Source organism: Finegoldia magna ATCC 53516, from assembly GCF_000159695.1.
In the GTDB taxonomy this organism is placed as follows: Bacteria; Bacillota; Clostridia; order Tissierellales; family Peptoniphilaceae; genus Finegoldia; species Finegoldia magna_F.
Map to the genome: position 1 here is coordinate 1,615,754 of NZ_CM000955.1, position 19,973 is coordinate 1,635,726.

At 29.1% G+C, this 19,973-nt stretch carries 21 protein-coding genes and 1 other RNA gene; 3 read left to right on the forward strand and 19 right to left on the reverse strand.

Annotation, left to right across the window (positions count from 1 at the left end; translation table 11 throughout):
• Positions 1–32 precede the first annotated feature (32 nt).
• Genes tgt through ruvC form a run of 5 tightly spaced genes read right to left on the reverse strand, consistent with a single transcriptional unit; the run spans position 33 to position 4,327 of the window.
• Positions 33–1,172: a tRNA guanosine(34) transglycosylase Tgt gene (gene tgt / locus HMPREF0391_RS07805; protein WP_035109520.1), complete on the reverse strand. Its 1,140-nt coding sequence runs from the start codon at positions 1,170–1,172 to the stop codon at positions 33–35.
• Positions 1,165–2,202 (reverse strand): tRNA preQ1(34) S-adenosylmethionine ribosyltransferase-isomerase QueA, encoded by a 1,038-nt coding sequence (queA, locus tag HMPREF0391_RS07810; protein ID WP_002836490.1) that lies wholly within the window; start codon positions 2,200–2,202, stop codon positions 1,165–1,167. Before queA ends, tgt begins: the two co-directional genes overlap by 8 nt.
• Before the next feature lie 9 nt (positions 2,203–2,211).
• Positions 2,212–3,219, reverse strand: coding sequence for a Holliday junction branch migration DNA helicase RuvB (gene ruvB, locus HMPREF0391_RS07815; RefSeq protein ID WP_002836491.1), 1,008 nt, complete (start codon positions 3,217–3,219; stop codon positions 2,212–2,214).
• An 8-nt stretch (positions 3,220–3,227) separates the two neighbouring features.
• A complete protein-coding gene (gene ruvA / locus HMPREF0391_RS07820; protein ID WP_002836492.1) occupies positions 3,228–3,824 on the reverse strand; it encodes a Holliday junction branch migration protein RuvA in 597 nt (198 codons plus the stop codon).
• An 8-nt stretch (positions 3,825–3,832) separates the two neighbouring features.
• Positions 3,833–4,327, reverse strand: a complete 495-nt coding sequence (gene ruvC / locus HMPREF0391_RS07825) for a crossover junction endodeoxyribonuclease RuvC (RefSeq protein WP_002836493.1) — start codon at positions 4,325–4,327, stop codon at positions 3,833–3,835.
• A 116-nt stretch (positions 4,328–4,443) separates the two neighbouring features.
• On the opposite strand from ruvC, the gene ymfI reads away from it, so the two are divergent.
• From ymfI to HMPREF0391_RS07840, 3 genes are read left to right on the forward strand one after another with little or no spacing between them, the layout of a single operon-like run.
• Complete coding sequence (gene ymfI, locus HMPREF0391_RS07830) at positions 4,444–5,181, forward strand: elongation factor P 5-aminopentanone reductase (RefSeq protein ID WP_002836494.1); 738 nt, start codon at positions 4,444–4,446, stop codon at positions 5,179–5,181.
• On the forward strand, positions 5,174–5,893 hold the full coding sequence (locus tag HMPREF0391_RS07835; protein WP_002836495.1) for a response regulator transcription factor: 720 nt from the start codon (positions 5,174–5,176) through the stop codon (positions 5,891–5,893). Before ymfI ends, HMPREF0391_RS07835 begins: the two co-directional genes overlap by 8 nt.
• Positions 5,883–7,232 carry a sensor histidine kinase gene (locus HMPREF0391_RS07840; RefSeq protein WP_002836496.1) on the forward strand — a complete coding sequence of 450 codons (1,350 nt, stop codon included), beginning with the start codon at positions 5,883–5,885 and terminating at the stop codon, positions 7,230–7,232. The genes HMPREF0391_RS07835 and HMPREF0391_RS07840 overlap by 11 nt, the downstream gene beginning before the upstream one ends.
• Positions 7,233–7,267: 35 nt before the next feature.
• Here HMPREF0391_RS07840 and rnpB read toward each other — a convergent pair.
• The 14 genes from rnpB to scpB all read right to left on the reverse strand — a co-directional run bounded on the left by rnpB (position 7,268) and on the right by scpB (position 19,973).
• An RNA gene (gene rnpB, locus HMPREF0391_RS09245) (RNase P RNA component class A) lies at positions 7,268–7,597 on the reverse strand.
• A 19-nt stretch (positions 7,598–7,616) separates the two neighbouring features.
• Positions 7,617–8,396: a Nif3-like dinuclear metal center hexameric protein gene (locus HMPREF0391_RS07845; RefSeq protein WP_002836497.1), complete on the reverse strand. Its 780-nt coding sequence runs from the start codon at positions 8,394–8,396 to the stop codon at positions 7,617–7,619.
• The gene (locus HMPREF0391_RS07850; RefSeq protein WP_002836498.1) at positions 8,386–9,078 is read right to left on the reverse strand and encodes a tRNA (adenine(22)-N(1))-methyltransferase; all 693 of its coding nucleotides are present in this window, start codon (positions 9,076–9,078) and stop codon (positions 8,386–8,388) included. The genes HMPREF0391_RS07845 and HMPREF0391_RS07850 overlap by 11 nt, the downstream gene beginning before the upstream one ends.
• 1 nt (position 9,079) lies before the next feature.
• Positions 9,080–10,249 carry an RNA polymerase sigma factor RpoD gene (rpoD, locus tag HMPREF0391_RS07855; protein ID WP_002836499.1) on the reverse strand — a complete coding sequence of 390 codons (1,170 nt, stop codon included), beginning with the start codon at positions 10,247–10,249 and terminating at the stop codon, positions 9,080–9,082.
• A gap of 18 nt (positions 10,250–10,267) precedes the next feature.
• Positions 10,268–12,064, reverse strand: a complete 1,797-nt coding sequence (gene dnaG / locus HMPREF0391_RS07860) for a DNA primase (RefSeq protein ID WP_002836500.1) — start codon at positions 12,062–12,064, stop codon at positions 10,268–10,270.
• Positions 12,065–12,079: 15 nt separating this feature from the next.
• A complete protein-coding gene (locus tag HMPREF0391_RS07865; RefSeq protein ID WP_002836501.1) occupies positions 12,080–13,090 on the reverse strand; it encodes a deoxyguanosinetriphosphate triphosphohydrolase in 1,011 nt (336 codons plus the stop codon).
• Between the two features lie 114 nt (positions 13,091–13,204).
• The gene (locus HMPREF0391_RS07870; RefSeq protein WP_002836502.1) at positions 13,205–15,232 is read right to left on the reverse strand and encodes a bifunctional 4-hydroxy-3-methylbut-2-enyl diphosphate reductase/30S ribosomal protein S1; all 2,028 of its coding nucleotides are present in this window, start codon (positions 15,230–15,232) and stop codon (positions 13,205–13,207) included.
• Positions 15,232–15,801: a lysophospholipid acyltransferase family protein gene (locus HMPREF0391_RS07875; RefSeq protein ID WP_002836503.1), complete on the reverse strand. Its 570-nt coding sequence runs from the start codon at positions 15,799–15,801 to the stop codon at positions 15,232–15,234. The genes HMPREF0391_RS07870 and HMPREF0391_RS07875 overlap by 1 nt, the downstream gene beginning before the upstream one ends.
• Positions 15,791–16,660, reverse strand: coding sequence for a (d)CMP kinase (gene cmk / locus HMPREF0391_RS07880; RefSeq protein WP_002836504.1), 870 nt, complete (start codon positions 16,658–16,660; stop codon positions 15,791–15,793). The genes HMPREF0391_RS07875 and cmk overlap by 11 nt, the downstream gene beginning before the upstream one ends.
• Complete coding sequence (locus HMPREF0391_RS07885; RefSeq protein ID WP_002836505.1) at positions 16,657–17,859, reverse strand: NAD(P)/FAD-dependent oxidoreductase; 1,203 nt, start codon at positions 17,857–17,859, stop codon at positions 16,657–16,659. Before HMPREF0391_RS07885 ends, cmk begins: the two co-directional genes overlap by 4 nt.
• Positions 17,859–18,398, reverse strand: a complete 540-nt coding sequence (locus tag HMPREF0391_RS07890) for a tRNA (mnm(5)s(2)U34)-methyltransferase (protein ID WP_002836506.1) — start codon at positions 18,396–18,398, stop codon at positions 17,859–17,861. The genes HMPREF0391_RS07885 and HMPREF0391_RS07890 overlap by 1 nt, the downstream gene beginning before the upstream one ends.
• The gene (locus tag HMPREF0391_RS07895) at positions 18,388–18,735 is read right to left on the reverse strand and encodes a hypothetical protein (RefSeq protein ID WP_002836507.1); all 348 of its coding nucleotides are present in this window, start codon (positions 18,733–18,735) and stop codon (positions 18,388–18,390) included. Before HMPREF0391_RS07895 ends, HMPREF0391_RS07890 begins: the two co-directional genes overlap by 11 nt.
• Positions 18,710–19,438, reverse strand: coding sequence for a pseudouridine synthase (locus HMPREF0391_RS07900; protein ID WP_002836509.1), 729 nt, complete (start codon positions 19,436–19,438; stop codon positions 18,710–18,712). Before HMPREF0391_RS07900 ends, HMPREF0391_RS07895 begins: the two co-directional genes overlap by 26 nt.
• Positions 19,425–19,973, reverse strand: coding sequence for an SMC-Scp complex subunit ScpB (scpB, locus tag HMPREF0391_RS07905; protein WP_002836510.1), 549 nt, complete (start codon positions 19,971–19,973; stop codon positions 19,425–19,427). Before scpB ends, HMPREF0391_RS07900 begins: the two co-directional genes overlap by 14 nt.

Here is a 19,973-nt window from a genome sequence, read left to right on the forward strand (position 1 = left end):
TTGACATTTGATAGCTGGTCTTAAATATTTACTTATTTAATATTATCACATTTTTGGTGATAATCATAACCATAATTTCTATAGAATTCATCTTTGAATTCTAAGTATCTATCTTCTTCTATAGATTTTCTGATATTTTCCATCAATTTTATCAAAAATCTCAAATTATGAATAGACAATAATCTTGCTCCCAATATTTCATCTACATTCAGTAAATGTCTAATATATGCTCTAGTATGATTTTTACAAGCATAGCAATCGCAATTTTCATCAAGTGGCGAAAAATCATCTTTGTATTTTGCGTTTTTTACTACTAATTTACCTTTAGATGTTAGAGCTGTACCATTACGGGCAATTCTTGTTGGAAGTACACAGTCACACATATCAACACCATGTTCTACCGCTTCGAATAAATAATCCGGTGTACCAACACCCATTAAATATCTTGGTTTATTTTCAGGCATAAAATCAGTTGTAAAATCTAATAAATCAATCATCAAATCTCTAGGTTCGCCAACGGATAATCCACCTATAGCATAACCTGGCAAATCAAAATCAATAGTATTCTTAGCAGAATATTCTCTTAAATCTTTGTACATACCACCTTGAATAATCCCAAAAAGATTTTGCTTATCAGTGTTTTTATGATAATCTTTACATCTTTTAAGCCATCTTAGTGTTCTTTTCATTGAGTCTTCTGTGTATTCATAACTTGCTGGATAAGGAACACATTCATCAAAAGCCATCATTATATCAGATCCCAAATCATTTTGAATTTCCATTGATTTTTCAGGAGATATAAAATGTTTTGATCCATCAATATGGCTTCTAAATTGTACTCCTTCTTCTGTAATTTTTCTGGTCTTACTCAAACTAAAAACTTGAAATCCACCACTATCTGTTAGAATTGGTTTATCCCAATTCATAAATTTATGAAGTCCATCTGCTTTTCTTATAATTTCTTGGCCTGGTTTTAAGTATAAATGGTATGTGTTAGATAGAATTATTTGAGAACCAATAGACTTTAGTTCATCATTGTTCATCGCTTTGACTGTAGCTCTTGTGCCTACAGGCATAAACACAGGTGTTTTGATAACACCATGATTTGTTTCTATTGTCCCTGTTCTTGCTTTGCATTGAGAAGACTTTTTCTCTAGTGTAAATTTAAACATTCTTTCCTCCATTTATGAACATAGCATCTCCAAAACTAAAAAATCTAAAATCATTTCGTTTCGCTTTTTCATAAGCATCAAAAATGTATTCTTTCTTAGAAAAAGCACTTACCAACATCATTAAAGTAGATTTAGGTAAATGGAAGTTAGTGATTAAGCTATCAACGATATTAAATTCAAATCCCGGATAGATAAAAATATCTGTCCAGCCACTTTCAGCTACTAGTTTTGAATTATTATTGTGCGTAACTGTTTCTAAAGTTCTTACGCTTGTAGTCCCTACCGCTATGATGTTATGTCCTTTACTTTTTTGTCGATTAATAATATCAACAGTTTCTTGACTTATTGTGTAGTATTCAGAATGCATGTGATGATCCTTAACATCATCAACTTTAACAGGTCTGAATGTTCCTAATCCTACATGTAATGTTAAGAATACTACATAAATTCCTTTTTCTTTGATTTTTTCTAAAAGTTCATTTGTAAAATGAAGACCTGCCGTAGGTGCTGCTGCACTTCCTTTGTGTTTTGAATAAACAGTTTGGTATCTTTCCTTATCATTCAATTTTTCTTTTATATATGGAGGAAGTGGCATATTACCAAGTTCATCCAATCGCTCTTCAAAAATTCCTTCATAATCGAATTTTAAAATTCTAGATCCATCTTCTGTAATGTCTACGACTTTTGCGCTTACTTTATCAGAAAATTCTATTACTTGATCTAATTTCATTTTCTTTCCAGGTTTTACCAAACATTCCCACTTATCTTCTGTTTGTTGTAGAAGTAGAACCTCAATTTTTTCTTCTTTTCCTGGTCTGTGTCCAAAAAGTCTAGCAGGAATAACTCTTGTGTTATTACATACTAAAACATCACCAGGGTTTAAATAATCTATAATATTATAAAACTTTTTTATTTCTGTATTTCCGTTAAATCTATCCATAACCATTAGCTTAGATTCATCTCTTTTATCTAATGGAGTTTGTGCGATAAATTTTTCATCTAACTCGTAATCAAAATCATCTGTATTCATCTTATAAAATCACCTCTTTCGAACTATATTAAAATGCTTATACGCTTTATCTGTGACAATTCTTCCTCTTGAAGTTCTATTGATAAATCCTATTTGCAACAAATAAGGTTCATAAACATCTTCAATAGTAATTCTTTCTTCGCCAGTGGCCGCTGCAATTGTATCAACACCAACAGGTCCACCATCAAAATTATTAATCATTGTCATTATTATTTTTCTATCAACATAATCTAGTCCACATTTGTCTACTTCTAACAAATTTAAACCACGATTACTTATTTCCTTTGTAATAGTTCCGTCTGCTCTAACTTCTGCGTAATCTCTAACTCTTTTTAATAATCTATTAGCGATTCTCGGAGTACCTCTACTTCGTCTTGCTATTTCCATAGCACCTTCTTCATCAATTCCTATTCCCAAAACTCCAGCAGATCTAGTAACTATCTTCTTCAAACTTTCTATATCATATAACTCTAAGTTTAATAGCACACCAAATCTATCGCGCAGCGGTCCTGTTAATTGACCAGACCTTGTTGTAGCACCAATAAGTGTAAATTTTTCCAAATCTATTCTTAAACTTCTTGCAGAAGGTCCTTTTCCAACTATGATATCTAAAGCATAATCTTCCATTGCAGGATACAAGATTTCTTCAACAGAACGATTAATTCTGTGGATTTCATCTATAAACAAGACATCATCTTTTTGTAAATTTGTAAGAATACTTGCTAAATCAGAAGGCTTTTCAATTGCAGGTCCACTAGTAACTCTTAGATTAACTCCCATTTCATTTGCAATAATGTGTGCTAAAGTAGTTTTACCTAATCCCGGTGGCCCATATAACAAAGCGTGATCCAATGGTTCGTTTCTATTCTTTGCAGCTTCAATAAAAATTGACAATTTCTTTTTGACTTTATCTTGACCGATATAATCGCTCATCCACTTTGGTCTTAAATTAAAGTCGATATCTTCGTCAGTTTTTGTAAAAGATGCTCCAACAATCCTATCGTTCTTATCTTCCATTTTCTCACCTACCTACTACTATCCAAGCTTTTCATAGCTTTTTTCATTATATCTTCAATTGATAATCCAGAAATATCAGTGTTTTCGATAAACGCATCTACATCATTTTTGAAATAACCAAGTTGTAACAATGCTTCTCTTGCAAATTCTGAATCACTAGATTTTTTAACTTCTTTTGTAACAGGTTTTTCTGACGGTACGAAATCTTTTTCGATTTTTTCTTTTAGCTCTAAAATTATCCTTGATGCGGTTTTTTTGCCAACGCCTGGTGCTTGTGTCAGAAGTTTAATATCGTCAGTAATAATAGCAGTCTTGCATTCATCAACTGTCATAGTTGATAGTATATTCATTGCATATTTTGGACCAATAGATGTTACATCTGTTAACAAGTTAAATAAGTCTCTTTCTTTTTGAGATGAAAATCCGTACAAAATACTTGCATCTTCTCTTTCAACAAATTCGGTATATACTTTGTATTCATCAAATGCACTGACATTATCCCTAAAAAAATCAGTTATGAATACTTTATAACCAATTTTGTTGTTTTCTAATACTATGTAATTTTCATGAACTTCTGTAATAACTCCAATAATATACGAATACATATTATCTCCTATTTCATTTCATTTAAATATTTAAATTTACTTCCAAAAATATGACACAAAGCCACAGCTACAGCATCTGCAGCATCATCAGGTTTAGGTATATCGTTAAATTTTAAAATTGTTTTGACAGTTTCTTGTACTTGCCTTTTATCCGCTCTTCCATATCCTACAACCGCTTGTTTAATTTGAAGAGGTGTATATTCGTAAAGATTTAAATTCTTATTGATACAGCTTAGAATTTCTACTCCTCTTGCTTGAGAGACCGTTATTGCTGTCTTTACGTTTTTATTGAAAAACAATTCTTCAAATGCACAATCTTCCGGTTGAAATTCATCGATAATTTTGTTCATTTCATTGTAAATAAATGATAATCTGTCAGGTAATGGTGATTTTGAACTTGTTGTGATGCAACCATATTCAAGACATTTTATTTTGTTATTATCATAATCCAATATAGAATATCCAACGATTGCTATACCAGGATCAATTCCTAAAACTCTCACTTATTATCAAATCCTATACTCAAATATATTTTAACATGTTTTAATATTATATCATAAACATTTTGACTTGTTAATTTGCCTATATGTTATAATATAATCAGTTACAAGGAGAAAAAATGAAGACAATTTTAATAACTGGTGCTAGCGGTGGTATTGGAGAAGGGATTTGTAAAATGTTAGAAAATCATCCAGAATACAGAATCGTGGTGCACTATTTTAATAATGAAGAAAAAGCAAAACAAATCGTTGAAAATATTAGAAATAAAGGCATAGATGCAATAGCTTATAAATGTGATTTAAGAAAATTTGATGAGTGTGAAAAAATGTTCGAATTCATCAGAAATAAATTTAGATGTGTTGACATATTGATTAACAACGCTGGAATATCTATTGTTAACCAATTTCAAGATATAAAGGTTGATGATTGGTATAATATGTTCGATGTTAATGTACACGGAACTTATCATATGTCTAAATTAGCATTGGAAGATATGTTAGATAATAAGGAAGGAAATATTATTAATATTTCTTCAATTTGGGGAATGATCGGTGGTTCGATGGAATCTTGTTACTCAGCAACAAAAGCTGCAATAATAGGTCTTACAAAATCTTTAGCTAAAGAATTTGGATACAGCAACATTAAAATAAATGCTATCGCACCCGGAGCTATAGATACCCCTATGTTAGACAATATCTCAAGAGATGATTTAGATTACGTTATAGAAGACACTCCTATGGGAAGACTTGGAACACCTGAAGATATTGCAAATCTTGTAGAATTTTTAATATCTGATAAAAATTCATTTATGACTGGACAAATATTAAGTCCAAATGGAGGTTTTGTAATTGTTTAAAGAAAATTTGACCGACATAAAAATTTTAATTGTTGAAGATGAGAAAAACATATCAAACGCAGAAAAAAAATACTTAGAAGTTGAAGGATTTGAAGTTGATCAAGCATTTGATGGACAAGAAGCAATTGATATGATTAATACAACTGATTATTCATTAATTATTTTAGACTTAATGTTGCCAAAAGTCAGTGGTGAAAAGGTAATGGAAATAATTAGATCAAGAACTGAAACTCCAGTAATAATGGTTACAGCTAAAATAGATGAATCCGAAATATTAGAAGGTTTAAAACTTGGAGCTGACGATTATATTACTAAACCTTTCAGTTTAAAAATATTAGTCCAAAAAGTAAAAACTATTCTCAGAAGAGTTGAAAAACTTGGTCTTCCAAAATCAGAAAAAATTTATTTTGATAATGGACGTGTAAGTATTTCTTTTGATGATAACACATTTATTAAAGATGGAGAAAGTATTAATCTTACAAGTAATGAATTTCAAATAATTAAAACTTTATTTTCGAATCCTAACAAAATTTTTACTAGAGATGAAATAATTGAATTATCATTTGGTTATGATTATGAGGCATTTGATAGAGCTATAGATACTCACATTAAGAATATTAGACATAAAATTGAAGATAATCCAAAAAAACCTCGTTATATTAAAACAATTTATGGCGTCGGCTATAAGTTAGGTGTATACGATGAAGCTTAAGTCGGAAATATTATATGAGTTTTTAAGAGCTATTATATTTCCTATCATGTTATTGTCATTAATTGCAGTATTCATTTTTCAATTATCGTTCAGAAATTTTGTTAACAATGAAGAACTAAATAGACAAAATAAAATTGAGCAGCTAACTAAAAACTTATTTTTAGATCAACAGCGAGGACTTAGTATAAAAAGTATTGATAAGTACATGTGGTATTTGAGCGAATTAGATCTTGATGTTATTTTTTATGACAATAACGATAAGGAATTATATTCTTTTAAAGAAGGATTTGAACTTGCTAAGAAAACTTCGCTGTATAACACCGTAGTCAGAGATGTCTATGATGAAAATAACAAAAAGTTAGGTCATATCAAATATATTTATAGGATTAATAATAATTTCAAACAAAGAGGAGAATTATTTATAACAAACTTGTTAAGATTAATAATTTTATCCACATTTTTATCATACTTTACAAGTTTGATAATATCAATTTTCCTTTCAAGAAAAGTGACTAACCCTATTGAAGAATTAACTCAAGCTACAGTCAATATAAGGAAGCAAAACTATATTCTACCAATTATAAAAAGCAATATAGTTGAAGTAAATCAATTATCACAAAATATTAATTACATGGCAAATTCTTTAAAATCTCAGGAATTTAATAGAAAACAATATGCACAAAATATTAGCCATGAATTAAGGACTCCATTGACTAACTTGAGAGTAAATTTGGAATTGATTCAAGACGGAATTATGGAACCTAATGAAGAAAATGTAAGTACTCTTCTTGTAGAAATTGATAGATTGACTAGCTTAATTAATCAGCTTAATAATACATTTAAGAAATCAACTCCAGAAACTATTTATAATCCTACTGATTTTAATTTATCTGAATTTTTAAATGAAATATTTAAATCTATGAAAACCCAATATGATAAGGCTGGAGTTTTATTTGATATGGAAATTTCTGAGGATTTGGATATTCATACTGACAAAGAAAAGTTAGCTAATATTATCATTAACTTATTATCTAATGCACTTAAAGCTTGTCAGAAAAATGATTCAGTATTATTAAGAGCTAGACATATCAACAGAAAAATTGTTATCTCCGTAAAAGATACTGGAATAGGTATTAGTGAAGAAAATAAGCCGAAAATTTTCGAAAGATTTTACAGAGTTGATGATTGCAGAAACACAAAAGAAAATGGTTACGGACTAGGTTTATCAATTGTAAAAAACTACGCTGATATTATCGGTGCTGATATATCAGTTAATTCAAAACTAAACTTAGGTACAGTAATGATGATTTCTTTTAATGACGATATAATTGTAAAATAAAAAAAGATTGGTAACAGTATTGCTACCAATCTTTTTTTATGACCAAATCTATAAGCCGTGTTCTGTATTTGATAATCATCTATCTAGACTAATTGTTACCAATTAGTTCAAGCAATCTACCTACCGGAGACGACGAGCAGCCGTCTTTAATCCTATTTGATTTTGCACTGAATGGGGTTTACATAGCCATAAAGTCACCTTTATGCTGGTAGGCTCTTACCCTACCTTTCCACCCTTACCATTAAATGGCGGTATATCTCTGTTGCACTAGCCTTAGGGTCGCCCCCACTGGACGTTATCCAGCATCCTCGCTCTATAGTGCACGGACTTTCCTCATGAATTCATGCGATTATCTGATTTAGTCACCATAACATTATAACACAATTAGAAAATTTTTCTAGTTGGTTTTTCTAAATAATTAACATCAATTTTTATTTCTGGAAAAGATTTTTGAATAGTTTGTCGTAAAGGTTCCAGAATGAATTTTTCTGATTCATAGTGGCCAATATCTATTAGTACAAGATTATTATCTTGTGCATCTATCTGTTCATCATATTTAAATTCAGAAGATACAAATACATCACAATTATTATCAATACAATTTTGAATGAAGTGTCCACCACTTCCACCTAATACCGCTATTCTTTTAATCTTTCGATTTGTATTACCGTAAACAATTACATTTTCAAGATTTAATTTGTTTTTCAAATCATAAATAAAATCCTCGGCAAAAATCTCATCAATATCAGCATATTTCCCATATCCTGTATTATTTTTATGAGAATCTAAAAATTTCGTATTAATCAAACGCAATTGTTTAGCTAACGCATCACTGACTCCAAATTCGACACTATCTAAATTAGTATGCGATGAATAAATGCAAATATCATTTCTTATCGCATTAATTAATCGTGTATTTACACTATTATCTTGTTCTATAATATTTTTTAATGGATGAAAAATGACTGGATGATGTGTAAATATCAAATCATACTTCTCTTTAATAGCTCTATTCAAACAATTATCATCTAGATCTAGTGAAATGAAAATCTTTTTTATTTCTTTATCTAGATTACCAAATTGTAGACCACTATTATCAAAATCTTCTTGAAGTTCTAATGGAACTAATTTTTCATACCAATTTATAAAATCTTTAAGCTTCAATTTTAATCAACACTTTCTCAAGTTCTTGTATTTCTTCATTGATATTATCAACAGCATTTTTAACATTGTCAGATTCTTTTTCTGAAATATTCGATAATATTGTTTTCTTATTATCTATCTGTTGTTTTATATATTGCTTCAAATTTTCAGATCTATTATCTATTAAAAATTCTCCAAATTCATACTCATATTCATTTAAGAATAATTGTTTACCGACTTTAATTTTTAATATTTGATAATATTTGTCATTTTCAAATAAATCAACTTCTTCGATAATTTCAAACGAATTATCATGTAAAAATTTTCTTAATACTGAAAGCGAATTATTTGCTCCTAAGATTAAGCAATTTGCACTTTTAGCTACATCGATATTTTTTCCAAGAATATCAGCGATTAAATTTCCTCCCATTCCTGAAATTATTATCGTGTCAACTTGATATTCATTCAAATCATCCAAACCATCAGATACATTTAGTATTATTTTTTCCGGTTCATCAAGATAATCTAATTTTTCTCTTAATTTATCTAATGATTTTTCGCTAATATCCGATGCGATCACTTTCTTTGCTTTATTTGACTTTATTAATTCATACGGAACAATTCCATGATCTGTTCCTATATCAGCAACTATTGAATTATCATCTACTAAGTTAATTATTTCTTCAAGCCTAAGTTTTTTCATTTTATTCCAAAAAATCCTTTAATTTTTGACTTCTAGATGGATGTTTTAATTTTCTCAAAGCTTTTGCTTCTATTTGTCTAATTCTTTCTCTAGTCACATCAAAGTCCTTGCCAACCTCTTCAAGTGTTCTAGGAGTACCATCAACAAGTCCAAATCTTAATGCTAATACTTTTCTTTCTCTTTCATTTAAAGTGTTTAAAATGCCTTCTAATTCTTCTCTAAGCATTGTAAAGTTTGCAGCTTCATCTGGAGCGATTGCAGTGTCATCCTCAATAAAATCTCCCAAATGACTGTCCTCTTCTTCACCAATAGGTGTTTCCAAACTTACAGGTTCTTGAGCAATTTTTCTGACTTCTCTAACCTTTTCTACTTCAATTCCCATTTCTTTTGCTATTTCTTCATTTGTAGGGTCTCTTCCCAAATCTTGTAATAATTGTCTTTCAATTCTAACAAGTCTATTAATAGTTTCCACCATGTGTACAGGAATTCTTATTGTTCTAGCTTGGTCAGCAATTGCTCTTGTAATAGCTTGTCTGATCCACCAAGTAGCGTATGTCGAGAATTTGAATCCTCTTGTATAGTCAAATTTATCAACTGCTTTCATAAGACCAAGATTACCTTCTTGAATCAAATCCAAAAAGCTCATTCCACGTCCAACGTATCTTTTAGCAATACTTACAACCAAACGTAAGTTTGCTTCTGCTAACTTTTTCTTTGCTCTCTTAGAGCCATTTTCCATTTCTTGTGCTAATTTGACTTCTTCTTCAGCTGATAACAAAGGAATTTTTCCGATTTCTTTTAAATACATTTTTACTGGGTCGTCAACGTTAATTCCTTTAATATCAGAAACATCTTCGATGATTTTTTTGTCATCTTTAATATCGTCATCGTCTTCATCATCAATAGATTCGTCATCTTCGATATCGTCATTGTCATCATCCTTTGAAGATGATTTCTTTTCTATTTCATCATTACTTTCAAAAATTTCAATATTATTTTCAATTAACAAATTTCTTATATCTTCTATATCATCTTCATCAAGGCAAGAAATATCATCAATATTTTTGAAGTCTTTGATAGTTACTATGCCATCATTCTCATTACCTATCTCTATTAATTGGTTTAATGCATCTTTTTTTATTTGTTCAACATCCAAGTTTTCTTCTGACATAAAAAAACTCCTTTCTGACTATTTGTACTCTTTAATTTGTCTATTAATTTCTAAGATTTTATTCAAAATTTCATTATACTCTTTATTAATCTTTTCATTAAATTCTACTGATTGCATTAGATCTAGCTGAGATTTAATATTATCTTTTTCTTGAGTCATTAGGTATTTTTTAATCTCCAATACAACTCTACCAATATTATTAATATTAATTGAATATCTAGATTTCTGATATAAATAATCGATAGTTCGATCCATTTGAATATCGTTTTTGAAATAATCTCTAGCCGCTTTTTCATCAATTTGATTTTCATTATTTTTAGAATAATAAAAATCTACAAACTCCATAAAATTATTATAAGAACTGATTTTAGTTTTGAATTTTGAGAATTCTTCTTTTAAATCATAGTATATATCTTTATGAAAACAAGCAATTGTCATTATATCAATTGCAGTTATTTTTTCTTGATTATTAATACTATCTTTTTCTGTATTTTGATTATCTTCAGTTCTCTCATTATGAAAATTCACGTTAGGCTTAGTTTCTTTCAGCTTATTATAGACATCTTTTTTCAAACTCACGTATTCTATGTTTAAATCATCAGAAAATTTCTTAATATATTCATCCCTAATGACTTCCCTATCTAATTTTGATAATAAAGTTGTCAAATCATCTATAAGTTGTATTTTTTCTTTTACATCATTAATATCGTATTTTTGAAGTATTTTCTTATATTCATAAATAACACTATCCATTGCGTTATCTATTAACCTATTAAAACTTTCATTTCCGTATTGTTTAATATAATCATCAGGATCCATATTATCAGGTATGACAATAATGTTAGGACTAATATCCTGCTCTTTAAATATTTCTATAGCACGTGATGTTGCGTTTTGACCCGCTGAGTCACCATCATAACATATATAAATATTCTTACAATATCTCTTGATTAATTTTGCTTGATCATGTGTTAGAGAAGTACCTAATGAAGCAATTGCATAGTCAAATCCATAATTTGTCAATGAGATAACATCCATATATCCTTCAACCAATATAATCTTACCAACTTTAGTAGAATTTTTTAAATTGGAAACTCCATAAACATTTTTACTCTTATCGTAAGCTAAGCTCTGAGGAGAGTTCAAATATTTTGCCCTCGCTTCTGCAAGAGCCCTTCCTCCAAAGCCGATAACATTGCCTCTTATATCTATAATCGGAAACATTAACCTATTTCGAAACTTATCATATACATTCCCTTTTTCATCCTGATTTATGAGGCCAACTTCTATTATATCATCTTTTTGATATCCTTTTTGTAGTAAATGACGATAAAGACTATTTTTCCCATCAGCATAACCGATTATAAACTTATTAATCAAATTATTATTGAGATTTCTTTTCTTTATATATTCCTTTGGAATGTCGTTTATCAATAAATTTTTGTAATAAAATAATTTGGCTTCATTATTAATTTCAAATAATTTTTTACGGTGTTCGTATTTTTCCTTATTGACTTCATTTGTTTCGACTAAAATACCCAACTTATCTGCCAAAAATTTGATAGCTTCAGGATATGATAAGCCCTCTTTTTGCATTATAAAAGAAATAACATCGCCACCAACACCACAGCCAAAGCAATGAAAAATTCCTTTTGATGGAGATACGCTAAAAGACGGTGTCTTCTCATTGTGAAATGGACATAAACCAACATAATTAGAACCAGCCCTTTTCAATTCAACATAATCTCCAATTACAGAAACTATGTCAGCAACACTTTTTATCTCATCAATTTTATCTTGTGGTATAAATCCCATCTTATCATCCCATCTTTATATGCTCCAAGAATCTGGTATGAAAATCTCCTTAAAAGTTCTTCTTGCAAATGAATCAGTCATACCAGCAATATAATCTGTAACTATATCATCTTCTGTTTTATCTTGTAACTCAATATTATTATAAATATCTGTGTGTGATTTTGGTAATCTACTAATATCTTCTAAATAGTAGCTGTATAAATTACTTAGTACGTATTCTACTTTTTTATCATCTTTTCTTACAATATCGTTAAAATAAACATTGTTAAACATAAATGATCGCAATTCTTCCATTAGTTTATAAGTTTTATCAGACATTTCAATGTGATTCTTTCCAAAACTATTATCAACCAAATCATTAACCAAAAAATTAATTCTTTTTGACCCTCTATCTCCTAGTTCATCTGTAATTTCTACTGGTAGATCACTATTTTTTATAATATTTGATCTTATAGAATCATCAATATCGTGATTAATATAAGCAATTCTATCGGAAAATTTGATAATTTTCCCTTCTAATGTATTTGCCTTATTGCTACCTGAATGATTCACTATTCCATCTAGTGTTTGTTTCGTTAGATTAAGACCTATTCTATAACTTGAATGTTCTAAATATTGGACAACATTAATGGATTGTTTATAGTGTTTGAATCCTTTTGGATTGAGTTTATCTAAAATCTTTTCACCGACATGCCCAAAAGGTGTATGTCCCAAATCATGTCCCAAGCCTATTGCTTCCACTAAATCTTCATTTAAACGCAAACACCTTGCAATAGTCCTAGCTATTTGGGTAACCTCTAGTGTATGTGTTAACCTCGTTCTATAATGGTCTTTTTCAGGATTTAAGTATACTTGTGTCTTATGCTTAAGTCTTCTAAAAGATTTTGAGTGAATAATTCTATCTCTGTCAATTTGAAACGGATTTCTTAAATTATCATTTGGTTCAAAATTAATTCTTTCAGCTTCATTTGATTTTGTGGCAAATTCACTATAATAATTTTCATATAATTTAAAATCTACATTCATACTAAATCACACCCTAATCTATATGTTTTATATACCCCAAAACACGGTGTATAATTCATAAATACATTAAAAAAAGCCAAACACCTGTTTGGCTTTTTGGATTTAAAGTAGATTTTAGTTTTCTTCTTCGATTTCTTTTAATTTTAAATCTAATAATGCACCTAAATCACTGTTAATCAAAGTTTCTTCACTTGATTCTGGTTTAGTTTCTACTTTTTTAGGTTTAACTTTTTTAGGTCTTGGTTTTCTTTCTGGTTTTTCAGGTTTTGGTAATAAAGCTTTCATACTTAAAGCTATTCTCTTCTTTTCAGGATTGATTTCTAAGATCTTAACTTTAACTGTATCACCAATATTTAATTCATCTGATGGTTTGTCAACGTGTTCATTTGAAATTTCAGAAACGTGAACTAAGCCTTCAATTCCTTCAGCTAATTTAACAAAAGCACCAAAGTCAACTAAGTTTACAACTTCGCCTTCAATAACATCTCCTTCGTGATTATTTTCAACGAAAGCGTCAAATGGTTTTTGTTGTAATTGTTTCAAGCCAAGTGAGATTCTATTCTTTTCTCTGTTAGCTTTAAGAACTAAAGTTTCGATTTCATCTCCAACTTTTAAAACATCTTCTGGTGACTCAATTCTATTCCAAGAAATATCTGAAATATGAAGTAAACCATCTACTCCACCTAAATCGATAAATGCACCAAAGTCTGTTAATCTTTGTACTTTACCAGTAATTGTTTCGCCAACAGTTATGTTTTCCCAAGCTTTATCTTCGATTTCTTTTTGTTCTGCTTCTACAACAGCTCTGTGAGATAAAACTAAACGTCTCTTCTTTTCATCTATATTCAAAACTTTACATACCAAAGTTTCTCCTACATATTTAGATAAATCTTTTACAAAGTGAGTAGTTACTTGAGAACCTGGTATAAAAGCTCTTACATTATCAATTGTAGCTATTAAGCCGCCTTTTACTACTTGTGTAACTTTTGCTTCTACAGTTGAATCATTGTCGAAACTAGAAACTAAATTCTTCCAGTTTTTAATTCCTTCAACTCTTTTTGTAGAAAGTACAACATTTCCTTCTCCGTCATCTAGCTTAATAACGTAAACTTCGATTTCGTCGCCTTGTTTGTACAAATCCTTAGGTAATTTACCTTCTTCTGTTGATAATTCGTCTAGTTTAATAATACCATCAGCCTTATAGCCAATATTAACCATGACTTCATCATCTGTTACATAAATAACTTCACCCTTTACGATTTCTTTTGGGTAAATCTTATTCATGCTTTCTTCTACTTGTTCCATAAAATCCTTGCTGTAATTATCCATTAAATTTACAACCTCCTCAATAATCCAAGCCGGTGTGGACGCACCAGCTGTAATACCTAATAATTTAGATTCAATAATACTATCATCGATACAAATATCCTTGTATGTTTCAATTCTTAAAACTTTTTTGCAATTTTGTTTTGCAATTTCATACAATTTATTTGTGTTAGAACTATTTAAGCCACCAATCACAATCATACAATCGACATTCTTAGAAAGCTCTAAACAAGCCATTTGTCGGCTTTTTGTAGCCCCACAAATAGTATTATCTATCACAACGTTAGTATTACCTCTTACTATTATATCAGAAATTCCCAAAAATTTCCTCTTTAAATTAGTAGTTTGTGAAATTACATATAATTTTTCACCTTTTATTTTTTTCGCCTCATCAATTGAGTTAACAACTTCAACATTATTTTCAACTTGTCCTTTCATCGCTATAATCTCCGGATGATTAGGATCTCCAATAATAACAATCTTGTAACCTTCTTCGTGTTTCTTATTTATTTTTTCATAAATTTTTAATAGTGATGGGCAAGTTAAATCTACTAATTTGTATCCATTATTTTTTATTTCTTCTTTTAATTTTAATGTTGCTCCGTGAGATCTAATAAAAATCGTGGAGCCTTTCTCAGCTTGAGTATAATCATCTATCTGTTTTATACCTAGAGCTTCTAATCTTTTACATTCTTGTTCGTTATGGATTAGCTGACCCAAAGTATACTTTAACTCTGATGGGTCATTTTCAATTATTTCTATTGCTCTTTTAACTCCATAACAAAACCCTGCATTTTGTTGTACTATTATATTCATCAGTTCACCTTGTAAATATTTTCGTAAATAGCTTTAGTTATTTCTTTGTTTCTCATATCTTTTGAAATATCATCAAAGCTTGATATAGCTATTTTGTCTCTTACAAATACTTCTACTTTTGATCTGAACTTATAATCAGAATTTATGAATACAGGGATAACATCTGCTCCTGCTCTTGACGCAATCATAGCAACTCCTGTTTTCATATTTTCTTCACTTACTGTTTTTACTCTTGTTCCTTCAGGAAATATTCCCAAAACTTCGTTGTCTTTTACAAGCTTGATAGCATCTTTTATCGTTTTTATATTCACGTTATCTCTATCAACAGGAAAAGCTCCAAATTTTTCCAGTAAAAAGCCTAAAAATTTATTTTCAAATAATTCTTTTTTTGCCATAAATCGTATCGGTCTATCAAAAATTATCGCTAATAAAATTGGATCCCATAAATTAATGTGATTGGCACAAATAATTAAAGGAGTTTCAGGTAGATTCGTATTTCCATGAACAACTAATCTGTATCTTATTTTAAATATTATTTTCAATAAAAATCTTGCAAACCTATAAAACATTTCTACCTCTAATTATCTCTATTATTTTTTCAACAACTTCATCAATATTCATATCATCAGAATTGATGAGAATAGCATCTTCTGCTTGTCTCAACGGAGCATATTTTCTGTTCTTATCCTGTTCATCTCTTAATTTGATGTCTTTTAGAATCGTTTCATAAGATGAATCGTCTTTTTGTTCGTCAAATCTTCTTTTTGCTCTTACTTCTGGTGATGCATCCAAATAAAACTTGTAATCAGCGTTCTTTAGTATGTTAGTACCAGCATCTCTTCCGTCAAGAATAATCGCTTTGTCACTCGCAATCTGTCTTTGAATTTCAACTAATTTTTCCCTTACAGAATAATATGTTGAAACCTTTGATGCAGCCATTGATACATCATTAGTTCTTATTTTATCATTCAAGAATTCTCCGTTTACTTTAATTTTGGATAATTCAAATGTTATATCTAAGCTGTTCAATACTTGCATAACTTCTTGTTCGTCTTCCAAATTGACATTTTCTTTCAAACAAAAATAAGCAAGAGAACGATACATTGATCCCGTATCCAAATACTCAATGTTTAATATATCTGAGATCAATTTACATACTGTTGATTTACCAGATCCACTAGGTCCATCTACTGTAACAGAATATACGTCATTATTAATCAATTCAATATACACATTGTCATCGTCATTTTTTCTGAGCATTCTAGATGAAATTAAAATATTTTTATTCGTTTTAATTAATCTATCGTTGAAATTTTCCTTCATAACTTTAGGCGTAGATATCAATAATATATCAAAATTCTTGTCTTTGATATAGTCATTAATATCATCGTAAAATTTTGATTCATTTTCGTATTTGATTTTTTTCATATATTTATCCCCGCTAAATAACCTGTTGAAAAAGCAAATTGTAAGTTAAATCCTCCAGTAAAACCATCAACATCAATAATTTCTCCACAAAAATACAAATCTTTTACAAGTTTAGATTCCATTGTGCTTGGATCAATCTCATTTACATCGACCCCTCCCACACTAATAATTGCATAATCAAGCTTTTCATTTGATACATAAGTAAAATCAAAACTTTTCAAAGTTCTTCTTAAATTATCACGTTCAGATTTTGTTATTTCATTTACCTTTTTATTTGGATTTATATTTGCAGATTTTAAAATTGGGAGTATCAATTTTTTTATCGTTATTTTACTTATGGCATTTTCAATAGTTTTATTTTGATTTTCGCTGAAATCTCTTAAAATCCTATCATCAAGTTTTTGATCTGTCAATCCTGGCTTCAAGTCTATTGATATTTTAATATCTCCATTTTTGTTGCATAAAATACTTGATAAAGTAAGTACCAAAGGACCTGATATTCCTTTTCTTGTAAAAATCATTTCACCTATTTCGTTGAATATCAATTTCTTATTCAAATAACATTTTAATCCGACGTTTTTAAGACTAACACCTTCTAATTCTTCTACATTTTCTTTTAAAATAATTGCACTTAAACCAGGCTTCATTTCATGAATAGTGTGACCTAGCTTAGTTATTTGATTGTAAAGTGATCCATCTGAGCCTGTATTTGGATATGATTTACCACCACAAGCTATGATTACTTTATCGAATGCATATTCATTACTTCTTGTAGTCAGATAAAATTTGGTCGATTTATAGATTTTGTTCACCTTTTCATTTAAGTGTAAGTTTACATTATTATCTTTCAAAATTTTTTCAAATACTTTTATCACATCTGATGATTTATCACTTTGTGGGAAAACTCTATTTCCACGTTCTACTTTTGTTTTAAGACCATTTGAATTAAAAAAATTTATGACTTGTTCGTTAGTAAAGTCATAAAATGGGCTATAACAAAAATATTTATTTGTATTAATATTTTCAATCAAATCTTGTATTTCACAAGAATTGGTAATGTTACATCTTCCTTTTCCGGTAATAAACAACTTCTTACCTATTTTTTCATTATGATCAAAAATATGAATTTCATATTCGTCCTTAATGAAGCTTGCAGCCATTAATCCTGCTGCACCTGCTCCTATTATCGCTACATTCATTATTTAATCCTTTCAATTAAGCAAACAAAAGGGGGATTGTTTATTTGATTTATAAAATCGTATCTAATAACGTTGAATTCTTTTTGGTTTAATTTTTTTAGGAATTCAATTATGTTTATGCTCTCTTCAAATCCTGGCTTATGTCCAGGATAAAAAGTAATTACAATTTGACCTTCTATGTTAAGTACTTTCAAAAGTTTATCTAAAGCTTTAATTACAGTGTCATAATCAGTTGTAATATTTTTATCTCCACCTGGAAGGTATCCTAAATTAAACACTGCAAAATCAATTTTTTCATTAGTATATTTTTCAAAATTTAAATGAGAATCATTAATAACTTTTAAATTATCAATTTTTCTAGCATTATCGATACAACTTTTTTGAACATCAAATCCATAAACTTCTATATTTTCGTTTATAGAAAGCATTTTATATGAATCATTCCCGTTTCCAAATGTCATATCTAAACAAATTTTTGAAGTCGACACTTTTTCTTTCATCAATGATTCGACTAATGTTTTCGTGTTATTATAAATCATTGCAACTTCCTTTAAAAAGTAAATTAAAATCTATCTTACCCTGATTTGAAAAAAATGATTTTACTAACCCATTATTATCATCAAACTCTTCAATACCAAAATCTCTCAAATTCATTCCTATACTTTTTAGGAAAAACAACTTACTAGAATCATCCTCTTCTAATTTAAAATCTGATATATTTGCTATTGTACCTTCTGTCCTAATCAGAGAATATCCTTTTGGTTTTAAGTCGTCAATATATAAAAAGCAAAAATTCCCCACGATTCCTTCCATATTTAGGTTAAATTTTTTTAAAATTTTTTCGTCTTTGTTATTTGCAAGTCTTACTTCTATCATATTTACCTCTTATTAAATCCAAATCTTCATTTTTTAACAGTACGTATTCTCCACTTTTTAAATTATCTTCCATTTTGTAATAACCAATTTGAACTCTTTTTAAATCCAAAACCGGATGATTTATATAATCAAACATTTTTCTGATTTGTCTGTTTCTGCCTTCATAAATAGTTACCATATACTTTGTATTATCTTTTACATTTGCAATAAATTCTATACTTGATTTTTTTAATTTATAGCCGTCTAAGACTATTCCATTTTTTAATTCCTGTATTTTATCTTTAGTTGGTCTCCCTTTGACTAAAACCTCATAAACTTTTTTATGCTCAAATTTAGGATGAGTTAGCTCATAGGTTAACTCACCATCATTCGTTAAAATTAATAATCCATGAGAATCCTTATCCAAACGACCAACTGGATAAACCCTAGTCTTAAATTTAATTAAATCCACAACTTTTTTATCAGCGAATTTATCTTTAACTGTAGAGGTATATCCGATAGGTTTGTTTATAGCAATATATATTTTTTCTTCTTTTTTGCTAATTTTCTTGCCTTCTACTTCAACAATATCACTATCATTTACTTGATATGATAAATCTAGAAGTATTGTCCCATTGACACAAACTTTTGAGTTTTTGATTAGTTCATCGGCCTTTCTTCTAGAACAATATCCACTTTGCGCGATGAACTTATTTATTCTCATTTTCTTTTTCCTTAATAAGTTTTTCTATTTCGTTTAATTTGGGAAGATCTTCCAAAGAATTAATATTGAAATAATACAAAAACTCATCCGTAGTACCATATAATATAGGTTTCCCTATTTTATCAAGTCTTCCGACTTCTTTTATTAGATTTTTTTTGGTTAAAGTGTCAATTGATGAACTAGATTTTACTCCTCTTATTTCATCTATTTCAATTCTGGTTATAGGTTGTTTGTAAGCTATAATCGATAAAACTTCCATTGTGGTATTAGTTAATCTTGTGTTTTTATTTTTCACAAAAATTTCTTTTAAAAATTCGTAGTATTCTTTTTTCGTTTGAATTTGGTAGCTATCGTTGATGCATCTGATTTCCAGAGAAGTGTTTCTATATTCGTATTCTTTAATTAAATCATCGAGCATATTTCTAGTTTCTTTTTTGCCAAGGTTTATGGCTTCAGATATTGAAGAAATATCTAATGGTTCACCCCATAAGAAAAGTAAAGATTCAATTTTATTTCGAATAATTTTATCTTCCAT

What these genes read in the sequence shown, in the direction of transcription:
- tgt (WP_035109520.1), bottom strand. Translation starts at nt 1,172, where the DNA reads ATGTTTAAATTTACACTAGAGAAAAAGTCTTCTCAATGCAAAGCAAGA.
- queA (WP_002836490.1), bottom strand. Translation starts at nt 2,202, where the DNA reads ATGAATACAGATGATTTTGATTACGAGTTAGATGAAAAATTTATCGCA.
- ruvB (WP_002836491.1), bottom strand. Translation starts at nt 3,219, where the DNA reads ATGGAAGATAAGAACGATAGGATTGTTGGAGCATCTTTTACAAAAACT.
- ruvA (WP_002836492.1), bottom strand. Translation starts at nt 3,824, where the DNA reads ATGTATTCGTATATTATTGGAGTTATTACAGAAGTTCATGAAAATTAC.
- ymfI (WP_002836494.1), top strand. Translation starts at nt 4,444, where the DNA reads ATGAAGACAATTTTAATAACTGGTGCTAGCGGTGGTATTGGAGAAGGG.
- HMPREF0391_RS07840 (WP_002836496.1), top strand. Translation starts at nt 5,883, where the DNA reads ATGAAGCTTAAGTCGGAAATATTATATGAGTTTTTAAGAGCTATTATA.
- HMPREF0391_RS07850 (WP_002836498.1), bottom strand. Translation starts at nt 9,078, where the DNA reads ATGAAAAAACTTAGGCTTGAAGAAATAATTAACTTAGTAGATGATAAT.
- rpoD (WP_002836499.1), bottom strand. Translation starts at nt 10,249, where the DNA reads ATGTCAGAAGAAAACTTGGATGTTGAACAAATAAAAAAAGATGCATTA.
- dnaG (WP_002836500.1), bottom strand. Translation starts at nt 12,064, where the DNA reads ATGGGATTTATACCACAAGATAAAATTGATGAGATAAAAAGTGTTGCT.
- HMPREF0391_RS07865 (WP_002836501.1), bottom strand. Translation starts at nt 13,090, where the DNA reads ATGAATGTAGATTTTAAATTATATGAAAATTATTATAGTGAATTTGCC.
- HMPREF0391_RS07870 (WP_002836502.1), bottom strand. Translation starts at nt 15,232, where the DNA reads ATGAATATAATAGTACAACAAAATGCAGGGTTTTGTTATGGAGTTAAA.
- HMPREF0391_RS07875 (WP_002836503.1), bottom strand. Translation starts at nt 15,801, where the DNA reads ATGTTTTATAGGTTTGCAAGATTTTTATTGAAAATAATATTTAAAATA.
- cmk (WP_002836504.1), bottom strand. Translation starts at nt 16,660, where the DNA reads ATGAAAAAAATCAAATACGAAAATGAATCAAAATTTTACGATGATATT.
- HMPREF0391_RS07885 (WP_002836505.1), bottom strand. Translation starts at nt 17,859, where the DNA reads ATGAATGTAGCGATAATAGGAGCAGGTGCAGCAGGATTAATGGCTGCA.
- HMPREF0391_RS07890 (WP_002836506.1), bottom strand. Translation starts at nt 18,398, where the DNA reads ATGATTTATAATAACACGAAAACATTAGTCGAATCATTGATGAAAGAA.
- HMPREF0391_RS07895 (WP_002836507.1), bottom strand. Translation starts at nt 18,735, where the DNA reads ATGATAGAAGTAAGACTTGCAAATAACAAAGACGAAAAAATTTTAAAA.
- HMPREF0391_RS07900 (WP_002836509.1), bottom strand. Translation starts at nt 19,438, where the DNA reads ATGAGAATAAATAAGTTCATCGCGCAAAGTGGATATTGTTCTAGAAGA.
- scpB (WP_002836510.1), bottom strand. Translation starts at nt 19,973, where the DNA reads ATGGAAGATAAAATTATTCGAAATAAAATTGAATCTTTACTTTTCTTA.